At 56.2% G+C, this 14,159-nt stretch carries 14 protein-coding genes; 5 read left to right on the top strand and 9 right to left on the bottom strand.

The features are described 5' to 3' along the window. Positions 1-2: 2 nt before the first annotated feature. Positions 3-212: a hypothetical protein gene (locus H6973_17390; protein ID MCP5127349.1), complete on the bottom strand. Its 210-nt coding sequence runs from the start codon at positions 210-212 to the stop codon at positions 3-5. A 130-nt stretch (positions 213-342) separates the two neighbouring features. Further along, positions 343-1,260: a transposase gene (locus tag H6973_17385; protein ID MCP5127348.1), complete on the bottom strand. Its 918-nt coding sequence runs from the start codon at positions 1,258-1,260 to the stop codon at positions 343-345. A gap of 836 nt (positions 1,261-2,096) precedes the next feature. Here H6973_17385 and H6973_17380 point away from each other — a divergent pair. Both H6973_17380 and H6973_17375 read left to right on the top strand, forming a co-directional pair. Then, the gene (locus H6973_17380) at positions 2,097-2,369 is read left to right on the top strand and encodes a hypothetical protein (GenBank protein MCP5127347.1); all 273 of its coding nucleotides are present in this window, start codon (positions 2,097-2,099) and stop codon (positions 2,367-2,369) included. Positions 2,370-2,696: 327 nt separating this feature from the next. Further along, entirely contained in the window at positions 2,697-3,008 is a 312-nt protein-coding gene (locus tag H6973_17375; protein ID MCP5127346.1) for a hypothetical protein, read from the top strand. A 107-nt stretch (positions 3,009-3,115) separates the two neighbouring features. Here the strand turns inward: H6973_17375 and H6973_17370 are convergent, their stop codons facing one another. From H6973_17370 to H6973_17345, 6 genes are all read right to left on the bottom strand, one after another. Then, positions 3,116-4,306 (bottom strand): cytochrome P450, encoded by a 1,191-nt coding sequence (locus H6973_17370; GenBank protein MCP5127345.1) that lies wholly within the window; start codon positions 4,304-4,306, stop codon positions 3,116-3,118. Further along, positions 4,303-5,193: a class I SAM-dependent methyltransferase gene (locus H6973_17365; GenBank protein ID MCP5127344.1), complete on the bottom strand. Its 891-nt coding sequence runs from the start codon at positions 5,191-5,193 to the stop codon at positions 4,303-4,305. The genes H6973_17370 and H6973_17365 overlap by 4 nt, the downstream gene beginning before the upstream one ends. A gap of 17 nt (positions 5,194-5,210) precedes the next feature. Beyond that, positions 5,211-8,315 (bottom strand): efflux RND transporter permease subunit, encoded by a 3,105-nt coding sequence (locus tag H6973_17360; GenBank protein ID MCP5127343.1) that lies wholly within the window; start codon positions 8,313-8,315, stop codon positions 5,211-5,213. Further along, positions 8,315-9,373 carry an efflux RND transporter periplasmic adaptor subunit gene (locus H6973_17355; protein MCP5127342.1) on the bottom strand — a complete coding sequence of 353 codons (1,059 nt, stop codon included), beginning with the start codon at positions 9,371-9,373 and terminating at the stop codon, positions 8,315-8,317. Before H6973_17355 ends, H6973_17360 begins: the two co-directional genes overlap by 1 nt. Before the next feature lie 66 nt (positions 9,374-9,439). Next, positions 9,440-9,712, bottom strand: coding sequence for a hypothetical protein (locus H6973_17350; protein MCP5127341.1), 273 nt, complete (start codon positions 9,710-9,712; stop codon positions 9,440-9,442). 38 nt (positions 9,713-9,750) lie between these two features. Beyond that, positions 9,751-10,122: a hypothetical protein gene (locus H6973_17345; GenBank protein ID MCP5127340.1), complete on the bottom strand. Its 372-nt coding sequence runs from the start codon at positions 10,120-10,122 to the stop codon at positions 9,751-9,753. A 316-nt stretch (positions 10,123-10,438) separates the two neighbouring features. Between H6973_17345 and H6973_17340 the strand changes: the two genes are divergently transcribed. The 3 genes from H6973_17340 to H6973_17330 all read left to right on the top strand — a co-directional run bounded on the left by H6973_17340 (position 10,439) and on the right by H6973_17330 (position 13,611). After that, on the top strand, positions 10,439-11,683 hold the full coding sequence (locus H6973_17340) for an ABC transporter permease (GenBank protein ID MCP5127339.1): 1,245 nt from the start codon (positions 10,439-10,441) through the stop codon (positions 11,681-11,683). Continuing rightward, the gene (locus H6973_17335; GenBank protein ID MCP5127338.1) at positions 11,680-12,405 is read left to right on the top strand and encodes an ABC transporter ATP-binding protein; all 726 of its coding nucleotides are present in this window, start codon (positions 11,680-11,682) and stop codon (positions 12,403-12,405) included. Before H6973_17340 ends, H6973_17335 begins: the two co-directional genes overlap by 4 nt. 75 nt (positions 12,406-12,480) lie before the next feature. Continuing rightward, the gene (locus H6973_17330; protein ID MCP5127337.1) at positions 12,481-13,611 is read left to right on the top strand and encodes an NAD(P)/FAD-dependent oxidoreductase; all 1,131 of its coding nucleotides are present in this window, start codon (positions 12,481-12,483) and stop codon (positions 13,609-13,611) included. Here the strand turns inward: H6973_17330 and H6973_17325 are convergent. Then, positions 13,574-13,918: a hypothetical protein gene (locus tag H6973_17325; GenBank protein MCP5127336.1), complete on the bottom strand. Its 345-nt coding sequence runs from the start codon at positions 13,916-13,918 to the stop codon at positions 13,574-13,576. The two genes, H6973_17330 and H6973_17325, sit on opposite strands and share 38 nt — an antisense overlap. Between the last annotated feature and the right edge of the window lie 241 nt (positions 13,919-14,159).

The following is a 14,159-nucleotide window of genomic DNA, read 5'->3' as shown; positions in this document are numbered from 1 at the left end:
GTTTACCACATCCCATCATCGGCGGTCTTGACAGTCAAAGCGTTGATCAGCGTTTCCATCCGGGCGTACGGTTGCAGGCTCCCCACGGTACACGCGGGGCGCCGGTTTTCCAGGCGGGCTTGTTGTTGGGGATGAAGGAGGAGGGCGTGTCCAACCGCAGGCTCAGGGTCAGGCCGCGGCTTGACCCCCCCTGCGTCCCACTGCGGGGCCAACTGCCCCCATCCTTCATGTAACTTTCAGTCCTCAAAGAAAACCTCAACCAGCCATCGCAGGGTATACGCCGACGCGATATCGATCGCGCGCCAACTCAGGTCACTGGCCACTAAATACCGATACTCTTCCTCACCGGGATAAGCGTTTTTGCTCGTGGGCGCCGACGTACAGCCGCGCACTCCCCAAGATCACGGTGATGGCTTCACCACCGCGGAAGCGCAGGGTGTGGGCCACCCCGGGATACGTCGCAAAATACTGTGCCACGGTCAGGGTGCGCTGGCGAAACCGCACCTGCTGCGTCTTCTGGAGTTGACTGATGACTTGCGTCTGCGGCCACTGGGCCATGACCCGATTCATCCACTCCGCGCTGCCGTATAACGCATCCGCCAGCACCGCCTTCACCCGAACGGTCGGATGATAACACGAAAACTTCCGTAACAGGTTGATCAGGATGTCCAATTTACTCGGATAGGCCGGATTTGGTACCGGTTTCGCCGGCCGGGCCGCTTTCTTGACCTCCTGCTTTTTCAGGGCTGCATCAGTTTTCTTCCAGGTCGCGATCACTGGGTCCGGTTGATAGAACGCAAACCCCACCGGCAAGCTAACCTCGGCCGTCACCCGATAGAGCAACACCACCGTCTGACCATTAAACCAGCCCCCGGTCTTTTTATCGAAAATCTGGTGCGTCTTGAAAATCCGTTTCGTCACTTTTGCCCGCTGACGATCGCTATCGTCCCCGACCAATACCTCCTCCGTGGTCCCATACTTCTTCAAAATCAGCAGGATGCTCACATGAAACAGCAACGGCCACAGCACCTTGCTGCGTCGAAACATCCACGATAATGCCGCTTGCGAATAGCCCTTTAAACCCACGCGTTCAAACGCCGCCCAGCAGACTTGCTGCGACAGCAGGATGCCCATCAAGCAAAAGCTTAACCAGTAACGCTGGGCGATCGACAGCTGGTGATGCAGGGCGCATTCTCGAATCCCCTGATCCAATAGTTCAACAAATTCATTGATGAACGGCAGTGGCTGGGTAAAAATCATTCGGGTTCTCCCGCGCAAACCGTGGCAATAGGGTATCGCTCAATCTTATCCAAGACAGCTTGTCAAGGGTGGTCAACCCAAAAAATCCTTGATAGTCGAGTCTAATGTTTAAGACGAATTTTTTGACGTACCTGATCAAGCAACTTTGGTTTGACATCCATCATTTTCCTCATCCATACTTGTGATCATGGAAGCTTCAAAAATGCTGATTTCCTGCGGGCAGTGGCAAATAGAAGCGAACCTGAAACACTGACGCCAAGGTCATGCGCTTTAGTGTCGTTGTTATCGCACAACGTGCTATATTGATCAAGAAGTTGATCGATCTTTTGGTGATTAGGCGTCAATTTTGACGTAAGGTTAGGCGTCAATTATGATACCTACTTGATGTTAGCCCATCGCCCGTATTGATTTTATTAGAAATTCTTAATAAAATTCTGGCAAAAACTTCAAATATCGGTTATGCAGCGTCGCTGCGGCGCCGCAGACGCATAACAGGTTGATGCGTCAGTGGTGCCCGTCAGTGACGCTGCAGGAACGGTGAGCGCAGGCGGGGCCGGGATTTTTTGGAGAATTGACAGAGACAGTGAGCGGGCGCGGGCTAACTCGGCGCTGGAGCGTACACCGCTGCGCGGCGACGCTCAGCTTGGTCGTAAGCGGAGCGCGAGCCGAGCTTCGCTCGACGCGAGTTGCAGGTGTCGCGCTGCGCGCTCCGCTTATCAACTCGCTGGAGCGGTAATCGGCCTAATCACCTGCAAGCGCCTATGCGCTCTCCGGTATTAGACCGATTCCGCTCAGCTCGCGCCCCGTTGGGCATAACCAGAGGAGACGCGATCAACATGGACTTCTTGTCACAAATCGTGCCGGCAATTGTTGTGCTCGTCGCCAATCTTCTAAGCGGGCCTCATTCATCGCTGCGCTGGGAGTACGTAACCGCGATATTTGGTTGGGGTGCCGGCATAAGCCTGTTGGCTCTTTTAGTCGTCGCAGTTGCTTTCCCAGGCAGTACCGCCACGGCTTACCTCGGCCAGCTTTTTGGCTTTTGTCTTTTAACGGCATTGTCCAGAGACTACGAGCGCATTCTGCGGCCACTGTTCCCATGGAATCGCTAATGTCATCCGAGGCCATGCCCAACAATCGCTTTGAGAGGGACGCTCCGCCGGCAAGCCGGCTCCGCGCCCCTCAAGCTAGATGTTCATCGGCGCTTCGCGCCGATGAACGGGCGCGAGTTGAGCCAACGTCGGGTTCTCGGCGCTGCGCGCCGTCGAACCCTTGTTGGAACGTCACCCCTTCGGGGCGACTTCGTCGTCCCGTACTCGCGTCCCTGCCGCCCACCACGACGCACGGAACTTCACAGTTCCCTGGCCGGGCGACAGAGACGCTCCGTGCGGAATGATGCTCAACTCGCGCCCGTTAGCCTAATCGGAAGGAAAGAAAACATGTCGAAAATTCATGTGTATGATAATGTTGAAGAATTAATCTTAGCACTAGATAGTGCTGAAGAAAAAGCAGCTATTTCAGATGATGCGTTAAGAAGTGCATTGGCAAAGATATTTTATAAACCAAGGTCTTCCGAAATTATAGAAGACCCTTTTTCAGCAGACTATCGCCATAGACAATTTGAGCTATACGAAAAAATTACAGTAAGTACTCCTCGAAACTTGAACAAACACCATTTGATTTTAATCATGAAATACGGCAGCCATACCCATATGGAACAAGAAGTAATAATACTGTTGGCGATGCATTAATTGGATATGGGTATATAATAAACGACCCCGCAGCAAGCTGCGGGGTATGTATCCCGAACGAGAATCAATAACTTATTTTTAGTACAGTCTCTCAGATCATGTATGGATTACCCCCGCTCAAGGCAAAGCGGCAAGGTTTCCCAACCTAAACTTCCCGAAGCAAACCCCATAATCGGCATCGATGGTTGCTCAGGGTCCAAGCGGATCGCACGGAAACGACGCAACAACACTTCAAAAGCAATCCGGCCTTCCAGCCGGGCCAAAGGGGCGCCAAGGCAGTAGTGAATCCCCGCGCCAAATCCCAAATGGCCACCGTGATCCCGGTCAAGGGCAAACTCATCAGGCGCCGACCATTGATCGGCATCCCGGTTCGCAGAGCCGGGCAACAACATCAATAACGCATTAGCCGGTAGTTGAACGCCAGCGATTTCGACAGCGCAGGTTGTACGGCGCACGATTCGTTGCAAGGGCGGACGAGTGCGGACAGTCTCTTCAACGAAGCCGGGAATTTGCTCCGGTTGCGTCTTGATCTGGGTCCAGAGTTCGGTATTTTCCGCCAAAATCGCCATGCCGCTGCCCAGTAGATTACCAGTTGTTTCGTGCCCGGCGATCAACAGTAAGCAGCAGAAATAACGCACTTCATCGCGGCTGAGCAGTCCTTCCCTCTGCACTGCAATCAGCGCACTGATGAGATTATCTCGGGGTTGCGCCTGATGAGCGTCGACGACCTGATCCAGGTAAGCCAGCAATGCCTCAAGACCACGGGTCGCGCGGGCCAACTGTTCAGGCGTTCCAAACCCCTTAGCGGCAAAGCTGGCTAACAGTGCGTCCCGCGACCATTGCTTCATGGCGGCGCGCTGTTCGGTCGGCACGCCCAGCATTTCGCAAATCACCGTGATCGGCAGCGGATCGGCAAACGCGCTGATGAATTCGCTGCGTTCATCCAGCTCCGCCGCCAATGTTTCGGCAATCATTTCAATACGCGGCGCCAGGTGCTGGATTTGGCGTGGGGTGAAAGCGCGACCCAGGGATTTACGCAGGCGTTCATGATCCGGCGGATCCTTCATCACCAGCGACATAATCGGGATATCGATCCCCATATTGGAGGAGAAAGTGCGATGATCGCGCAGCACCCGCGAAATATCTTCATACCGGGACAACACCCACATCGGCGCGCCTGGAATCCGGTAGACGGGCGCATGTTCCCGTAGCCAGCGATAGCTCGGATAAGGATCGCGCTGCGTGTCCGGATCATTCAGGTCGAACCCCGCAGAATATCCCTGAGATGGATGGATCAAGCCGGTTTCTCCGCGGAAACCAGCACGTAATCGTAGGCGATATAGACCTTGCTGGCGTCGAAGCGCAGCGCCAGATAGTAGGGCAGCCGCGCCAGAAAGTGGAAGCGTTTCAACATCTCCGGATCGGTAGCCATATAGTGATGCAATTGTGGATAAACCTGTTCGCGGATGGATTCGACTCGAATATTGACAAAGCCGGCGTGCTGCAATTTTTCCGCATAGGTATCCTGGGTATCGGCGTTTTCTTCGGGAACCACATATTTCTTGCTAAAGAAATTCCAGTTACTCCGCTGGATCAAACGTTGCCAAGCGCCTTCCATCGGCTTCATGCGAATTACATCCGTCAGCACCAAGCGTCCTCCGGGTCGCAAAACGCGCCGGGCCTCGGCAAAGAAACGCTCGCGGGTATTAAAGTGAAAAGCGCATTCCAGGCCGATCACTTTATCGAAGGTTTCGTTCTCCAAAGGCATGTCGGTCGCCGAGGCTTCCAGCAGTTCGATGCGATCACTCATCCCGCGCTCGGCGACTCGTTGCCGCGCCAATTCAACCTGGGAATGAGTGATGTTCAGCCCCACGATGCGCCGGGGGCCATAATGCTCCATCCAGTACATATCCTGGTCGGCGAAGCCGAAGCCGACATCGAGCAATTCATCATGGTCGCTTAACCGGGCCTGATCCGCACACAATCGCGCCATGGCCCGACAGGCGTCGTCGATATTATCCGCTTCCTTCCAGTAACCGAGATTGAGATAAAGCCCATCGCCACTGTAGGCGTTGGTCGATATCAATTCATAGATGTCAGAAACGGATTTGGCGCGAAACGGCGTGTAAAACCACCACAGATAACTCAACGCTTCCTTCAGCGGGTTTTGCTGAACCTGTTGCATCGATTTTCGATCCTGCTTCAAAGGTTGGGAGGAATCGGCGGGATGATCGGTCGTTCTTTGCGCGATAGCCAGGAATAAACCGTAGGGATCACGAACAACGATAACAGCGTGCCAAACAACATGCCGCCGCCAATCACCCAGCCAATATCCCGGCGGCTCACCGAACCTGCGCCGCTCGCCAGCATCAATGGCAGAGCGCCCAACACCATCGCTGCGGTGGTCATCAGAATTGGGCGCAAGCGGATGGTGGCGGCTTCAACCAGGGCGTCCTGCTTGGCCTGGCCCGCCTCGCGGAGTTGGTTAGTGAACTCAGTGATCAGGATGCCGTGCTTGGCGATCAGGCCGATCAGGGTGATAAAACCGATCCCTGAATACAGGTTCAGCGTTCCGCCGCTGAAGGTTAGCGCCAGACCCGCGCCGGCAATCGACAGCGGCGCGACCGACAGGATAATGACCGGATCGCGGAAACTTTCAAATTGCGCCGCCAGGGTCAGGTAAATGAAAGCGAACGCCAGCACAAACACCAGGCCCATCAAGGCGCTGGCCTGGCTCATCTGCCGCACCGAGCCGCTCCAGTCAGTCTGAACCGTAGCCGGCAAGGTTCGTGCCGCAATCGCCTCGATATCCTTGGCGGTCGCAGCCAAACTTTGACCCGGTGCCAGATCAGCGCTAACCGTCGCAGAACGCAACTGGTTGAAATGACTCAATGATGCGGCCCCGACATCGCGGTGGATCGTCGCAAAACTGCTGAGCGGCGCGATGTCTCCGGCGGCGGTGCGCAGGTAAACCTGTTCAAGCTGCGCAGTTTCCTCCGTCCCTTCGTTCGTGTGCAACTCCATCATCACCGGGTACAGTGTACCCTGCCAGTTGAATTGATTGATTTGCTGTTGCCCCATCAGCTTGCCCAGCACATCCGCGATGGCCTGCATCTGGACCCCCAGGTCCGCCGCCTGGTCACGGTTAATCTCGATATTATCCACCGGGGTATTGAGATTGAGATCGGTGCTGATCGCTCGCAAGCCGGGATGTTGGCGGATCTCGGCCAGGAAGGGCTGAATCGCCTGATCGAGTTGTGCATACTCCAATGTCGATTTCAGGACAAACTGAATAGGATACTGGCCCCCTCCGCCCAGGGGATCAGGATTGATCGCCGCCACCCGCACTCCGGCAACCCCGGCCAGTCCCGCCTCCAGACCGGCCTGAATCTGCGCGGCGGTGCGCTGGCGCTGCTCCCAAGGTTTCAGCAGCATGAAGACAACCCCTTGGTAGAGGGTAGGAATGCCGGTCAGCGACATCACCATTTGCCGCTCTGGAACTGTCGTCAATACCTGCTCAATATCGGCGGCGCGGGCATTCATGTAATCCGGCGAGGCGTCCTGCGGCCCCGTGAACATGATCAACAAGTACCCCTGATCCTCAAACGGCGCCAGCTCGCCCGGCAACTTCGACAGAGCGATGAAGCCCCAAGCGACCGCGCCTATCGCAATCAGGGCGACCAACCAGCGATGGCCCAGGCTGAAGGTCAGCGCTCGCCGGTACCCCGCGCCCAGATTTCGGAAGAATCCATCAACCCCCCGCGTCATCCAGTTATCGGACTGTGGGCGCAGCATACGCGAGCACAGCATCGATGACAGAGTCATCGCGACGAAGCCGGAGAAAATCAGGGTCATCGCCAGGGTAAAGGCAAACTCCCGGAACAGCGAGCCGATCATGCCGGGCAACAGGCCAATCGGCGCATAGACTGCGGCCAGCGTGAGGGTCATGGCGATGACAGCGAAACCGATTTCCCGGCTGCCCTTGAAGCCGGCGATGAGCGTGTCCATTCCGGCGTCGACATGGCGCTGAATATTTTCGACTTCAACGATGGCGTCATCCACCACCAGACCAATGACCAGGACGAAGGCTAGCAAGGTAAACACATTCAGGCTGTAGCCCGCCGTCGCCAGGAAGGCCAAACCGCCGCCCAGCGATAAGGGAATCGCCACCAGTGCGATAAACGAGGAGCGCAATGAAACCAGCGTGACCAGCACCACCAGCACCACCAGCCCAATGGTGATGATCAGGGTGTCAAAGACTTCCCGAATCGAGGCATCGATGAACGTGGCCTGATCGTAGGGAATTTCCATGCTCATGCCCGCGGGCAACACCTGGCGCAATTGGGGCAGCATGTTCCGAACCGCGCGCGAAATATCGACTGGATTGGCGTCGCTCTGGCGCACAATGCCCACGGCAACCGCTTCAGCGCCATCAATGCGCACCCCGGTGTCGATGGATTCGGGAGCGACTTCAATGTCGGCGACATCGCGCAAGCGGATCGGATAACTGGCTCCTTGCTGTGAACCGGTCCCGAACAGACTCGGCTGCGCGGCGCTATCTCCCCCGGAATGCACCACCAGTTCAGCAAATTCCGCAGGGCGGCTCAGCAGAGTGCGGGCCAGTACGCTGATGCGACGGTCATCGCCGATGATCTCCCCACCCGGCAGATCGACGTTCTGCGCCCGCAAAGCCTGCATGACCTCATCGACCGTCAGATTGTTGTTGGCCAATCGGAACCGGTCGAGGCGCACCCGCAGGGAATATTTCCGCTCGCCACTGATTTGCAGGCTGGCCACACCTGGGGCCAGCGACAGCATCGGGCGAATGCGGCGATTGATCAGATCGGTAATTTCCAGCGCGCTGCGGTTGGGATCGCGGAACGACAAGTAGAGGATGGGCTGACTATCGATGCTGATCTGCTGCACCACCGGTGGTTGTGCGTTGACGGGCAGTTGTTGCTGGACCTGGTTGATCTTGGCGCGGACATCGTTCGCCGCCAGAGCGGGATCGACATTGCCCTTGAACACCATTTGAATCGATGACAAGTTGGCCGAACTGGTCGAAGCGATGTAATCGATGCCGTCAACCTGGGAAATCGCCTGTTCGATAGGCGTCGTGACCGAACGCTCAATCAATTCGGCGCTGCCGCCCGGCAGGGTGGTGGTCACGACGACCACTGGTATATCGAATTGCGGCAGGTTGCGAACCGGCAAGGTAAAAATTGCATAAAACCCACCCACCAGCAGGAACAGGTTAATAACGATGGCAAAAACCGGACGCTGGATGCAGAAGTCGCGCAGAAACATCAGCGCGCCCCGCCGGTTACGGTGACCGCCATGCCGTCTTCCAGTGCAAACTGGCCGACGGTGACAATGGAATCACCGGCTTGCACGCCTTGGAGAATTTCAGCGCGACCGTCGCTGGTCATGCCCACTTTTACAGGTACGCGCTGCGCCCTATGGTCGACAACCCGATAAACCTGATTTCCCTCCAGCGTGGGAATCAAGGCTGACGCCGGAACTATTAAGGCATTGTTATGCACCGCCATTTGCAAATCGACGCGCACTCCTAAGTCACCGGCCAATTTGCCATCGGGGTTCAGCGCTAAGCCACGAACCGTGATCGAGCGGGTTTTGCCTTCGACGCTGGGATCGATAAAGCTGATCTGGCCCTTGATCCGCTGTTGACCGAGGGCGTCCGAGGTGAACGTGAATGGTTGGTTAATCTGTAGCCGCGGCAAGAATCGCTGGGGGACTTGGAAATCGACATACAGCTTGGAGTTATCTTCCAGCGACACCAGTGTTTGCCCCGGTATCGCGAAAGCGCCTACGTCGAATTTGATGATTCCCGCCACGCCAGTGAATGGCGCGCGCAGGGTCAGCAGGTCAAGCTTGGTCTGAGCGGAATTCAGGTTGGCCTGAGCCGTTACATAATCGGTAGAGGCTTGGTCCAGTTGCGACCGTGAAATCGATTTAGTTTGCCACAACTCTTGCGAGCGTTTGAGATTCCGTTCAACGTTTTGCAGTTGTGCTTGCGCTGACTCCAGGTCCGCCTTGGCCACACGGTCATCGAGCAGGAACAGCGGATCGTTTTGCGCAACCTTCTGTCCCTGGGTGATGTAAACCTTGGTGATATTTCCCAGGTTGGCCGAACCAATCTCGGCCTTGCGCCAAGGAACCAGTGAACCAATGAAACTGGCGGTTTCGATCATGGTTGCGGTTTCGACCGCTGCAACCTGCACCGGCACCGGTTTCGCTGATGATGCAGCGGGCATCGCATCGTCGGCGACAGCCGCCGCAGAAGCGACGCTGATCATCCCAATGAACAGCAGGGCAATCCACTCAACGGCGCGGCGCTGGTTCATCCAAATCTCCTTAGATTCGCATCGGTGCGACGGCTTGAGCCGTCACGGTTCCGCACCGTCCCTGGGTTAATCGAAAAGACCCGACAATCCAGCCTCTTCACGCACCACGACAATGACCGTTTGAGCCGTCGACGACAGAACGCCATCTTCCCGCAAGTCCTCAATCGCCTGCTCGACTTTATACATCAGTTTGCCCTTGCCGCGCCGTAATTGCTTGATTCGCTTGCGGGCGTGTTTGCCCATATCCAGAACGCAGATGTCGCCCATACGATCGTCCGCACCATGTTTTCCAGTCACATTTGCCTGGGCTGATTCATTGCCATTGGAATTGAGAGTCATTTTTAGTTCTCCACGATGGATGAGTTAAGGGCACTTCTTTATTTGCGACGAGCCTTGGATATATTGCGAATGTAATCGCGCATCCATCCATTTCTCTTCTTGCGGTTGGAGCGCTCATGCAGATTCAGGTATCGTTGCATGACCCGGACGTTTCGTTTCACGCCTTTGCGAATGATTTTTTCCAGTGGACGCAGGAAGCGTGACTGTTTTTTGCTTCGACGCCCAAAGACTTCATCGATTTGCAAGACGCCATGCCGGTCGCGGCGAATAATCCGCGCCTTGATGTTGCTGTCGCTGGCGTAGATTGGCGGGTTATCGCGGGCGTCGATGACCTTGCGAATCCCACCTGAACCGTGTTTCAGTATGACGATGCGCTCGACATCGTCGTTGAGGCTGCGATATCTTTTCATTCGGTCTTTCTCCGGTTGCAAAATGTCGGCGTTCGGTTAGGGATCGATGGAGAGGGCTGCTTATATTATGGTATTAATGTTAACCATTATCCATCGATAGTTTGCATTGTTTTCTTCGTATGGATTTTTCTGCATTATTACCTTTTTAGATGGAAATCGGACAATTTCGGAAGCAACTCTCTGTTTCCGTTTCTGATACCTGATGCCTCTATATCAACCGGCGCTTCACCACGCCCGATTCGCGCATTAAACTCAAGCGCCTTTACCCATCAATTCAAGACGATTGGAGCGCTACTTCTTTTGCCTTGGCAATACTATGTCTGTCCAACTCGCCATTGCTGTGACACAGCTGATCAGCCGTCGCCGGCCTACCCTGGTTTCGTTAACCGGTATCGCCCTCGGGGTGGCGTTCTTTCTAGCGGTCTCTTCGCTGATGCGCGGTTCTGAGCGTGATTTCATCAAGCGACTGATCGACAACAATCCGCATATCACGGTTTCCGATGAGTACCGCAAACCCCAGGAACAACCGGCGCGTCAGCAATGGCCCGATGGCGCGGTTGAAGTACTGCGAGTCAAGCCCTTGACCGAAGTACGCGGCATTCGCGGCCATGGCCAAAAGCTTGCCTTCATTGAGTCCTTACCGGGGCTGCGCGCCGCACCGGTGCTGGTGGGATCAGTGGTGTTGACCTTCGCCGGACGCATCGAGGGCGTCACCCTGAACGGCGTTATTCCGGAGAAAATGAAGGAAGTATCGACCATCGAGGATAAGCTGATTCACGGCTCCCTGGATACACTGGCCGCCAATCCGAACGGTGTGGTCATCGGTGATGGTCTGGCTAAAAAGTTCGGTTTGGAAATGGGTAGCGTGGTCAATGCTTCCTCACCAGCCGGCGAAGTGCGCACGCTGAAAGTCGCCGGTATTTTCCGCACAGGTAACGCCAATTACGATGAGTCGCAGACCTTTGTATTGCTGAAACGGGCGCAGAGCCTGCTGGATCGGGCCAATCGCGTCAACCGGCTGATTCTTCAATTGGACGATCCCTACGCCGCGCGCGAGGTTGCGGCGGTGATCGAGCGGCGGATCGGTTATAAGGCGCTGTCCTGGCAGGAAGCGACCGAAGATTTAATGAGCGTGTTGCTAGTGCGCAATCTGATCATGTACAGCGTGGTGTCGGCGATCCTGGTTGTAGCGTCGTTTGGCATTTACAACACCATTTCCACGATTGTGATGGAGAAAACCCAGGATATCGCCATTCTCAAATCGATGGGTTTTCACGCCCGCGATATCCGCCAGATTTTTCTGGCGGAGGGCGTCATTCTCGGCGCACTCGGTAGCCTGATGGGAGTGACGCTAGGCATCGGGCTGATGTGGCTGTTGGCGCAGGTTGAGATTAAGCCGCCGGGCGCGACCGAGATCGTTCACCTGCCGATCTATTGGGGTTGGGAGCAGTATCTGTTGGCGGCCAGTTTCGCGCTGGTGTCGGCGGTGGGTGCGGCTTATCTACCGGCGCGCAAAGCAGGACGAGTGCAACCCGTGACGATTTTGCGGGGCATGGCGTGAATTTCCCTCTCACCCCTAACTCTTCCACCGAGGGCGCGGGACATGCTGTACTGGCGGCGGAACGACTTGGGCGCATCCTGCCGGGCGAAATCGCAGTGACTTTGGTGCGGGACATTGACCTGGAGGTTCAGCGCGGCGAATTCCTGGCCATCATGGGGCCATCCGGTTCCGGCAAATCCTCATTGCTGTATCTGCTGGGCCTGCTGGATACGCCTACCTCGGGCCGGGTGCTGCTGGATGGACAGGATACTTCCGGTTATGGAGAAGACCAGTTGGCGGACACCCGATTGCGCCGGTTGGGCTTCGTGTTCCAGTTCCATTTCCTGCTGGCCGAATTTACTGTGGCGGAGAACGTGTGTTTGCCGATGCGCCGCTTGGGCGTGTTTGGTGAGGCAGCGACCCGGCGTCAGGCTGAACATCTCCTGGATCAGTTCGGCTTGCGCGACCACGCTCACAAACATCCTCATCAGCTTTCTGGCGGTCAGCGTCAGCGCGTCGCCATCGCCCGGGCGCTGGCCAATGATCCCCCGATCATTCTGGCCGACGAACCTACCGGTAATCTGGATAGTCACGCCTCGGCGAACGTGCAGCAGATTTTGCATGACCTAACCCGGCGGATGGGCAAAACCGTGGTCGCTGTCACGCATGATCTCACCTTCGCCAGCGCCGCTGACCGGCGTATTGGCATTGTCGATGGCCGGATCGACCCGAACTGGCGATAGATTGATGGAGTCTTCAGCCAGACGCTTGATAGGATGGTTAAATACCCTATCGAAACCAACGAGTGAGTTCGCGTTATGGAATCCATCGATACCGTCGTAATCGGCGCGGGCGTCATTGGCTTGGCCACTGCCCGGGAATTGGCCCTGACGGGTCATGAAGTGTTGATTTTGGAAGCGCGCGAGCGCTTTGGAACGCAAACCTCCTCGCGCAATTCCGAGGTGATCCACGCTGGCATCTATTATCCGCCCGGTTCGCTGAAAGCGCAGCTATGCGTGGAAGGAAAGGAAAGGCTCTATCGCTATTGCGCAGCGCGCGGCATCGCCCACCGCCGCATCGGCAAACTGCTGGTTGCTTGCGATGAGGCAGAATTGCCTGAACTGGCCCGTTACGCGGAACGGTCGGCAGCCAATAACGTCCCGCTGGAACCGCTGACGATTGCGGAAATTCATAAACTGGAACCCGCCGTGCGCGCGATCGCCGGTTTGTACTCTCCCTCGACCGGCATCATCGACAGCTACGGCCTGATGCTGGCGTTGCTCGGGGACGCCGAACGGGCGGGCGCAACATTGGTCACCTGCACGCCGGTGATCAGTGGACGCCTCACCCCGCAAGGCATCATCCTGCGCATCGGGGGCGATGAGCCGTTTGAATTGTTGTGTCAGGGGGTGGTGAATGCGGCTGGGCTATTTGCCCAGGATATGGCGCGCCGCCTGGACGGATTTCCCGCCGACCGGATTCCACCCACGTTTTACGCCAAGGGCCACTACTTTACGATGAGCGGGCGCCATCCCTTCCAGCATCTGGTTTACCCGATGCCCGATCGCGCGGGTCTGGGCATTCACGTTACCCTCGATCTCGGGGGACAATGCAAATTCGGTCCCGACGTCAGCAGTTGGCCCACGACCCCGGATGACAAATTCGAGCCGGGACTGGAGAGCAAGTTTTACCAGGCGATCCGCCGCTACTATCCTGATTTGCCCGACAGCGCGTTGCAACCTGGCTATACCGGGGTTCGCCCTAAAATTACTGGCCCCACGGAACCCGCCGGCGATTTCATGATTCAGGGACCCGCCGCGCACGGGGTGGCCGGACTGGTCAATCTGTTCGGACTCGAATCGCCAGGGTTGACTGCAGCGCTGGCCATTCCCCGACGAGTTCTTTATGAACTCAAGGATTATTCTGGATCATCAGCCGCTGGCTGTTGAGCACCCCTAGCAAGTCTGCTTCGTTGATTTCCACGCCGGTTTGCTGGTCACCGATTACAAACTTCGCGGAAACGCCTGCCGGGGGATAGGAAATATCTGTAACCGGATTGGCCCGGGCTTCACGGCTGCCGTCAGGATAGACCGTGACATAGCACCATCCCTTGTCGCCACATTGATCAACCCGCATGACCGGCGCTCCCAGGGGAACCGGCTGGGAAAAAGCAGATGCGGCAGGCACAAGAATGGCAACAGCCAAGCTCAGAATGGCGATCGGAGCGGGCGACAAGCGGTTCATCATGGTCTTCATAGGGGGTTCACCAAGTTGCAAGCGATCGGATCATGGATACGGTTCAAGGACGCCAGGACGACTCTGGAGCCTGGATATTCGATCATAAACCGGGTTTTTTGTCACACCGGTCCGATCTTGGCTAACCCACCAGTGGCTCACAATGAATGGGCTTGGGTCAAACTGACCAGCCGTATCTAAAACCTGGATTTTAAAAAAAATTTAAAAATAAATAACTTATATAAATGGCACAGGCTGTGCA

Source organism: Gammaproteobacteria bacterium (genome assembly GCA_024235095.1).
Classification (GTDB): Bacteria; Pseudomonadota; Gammaproteobacteria; order Competibacterales; family Competibacteraceae; genus UBA2383.
The sequence above is the reverse complement of the archived record's forward strand: the minus strand, read 5'-3'. Positions and strand labels throughout refer to the sequence as shown.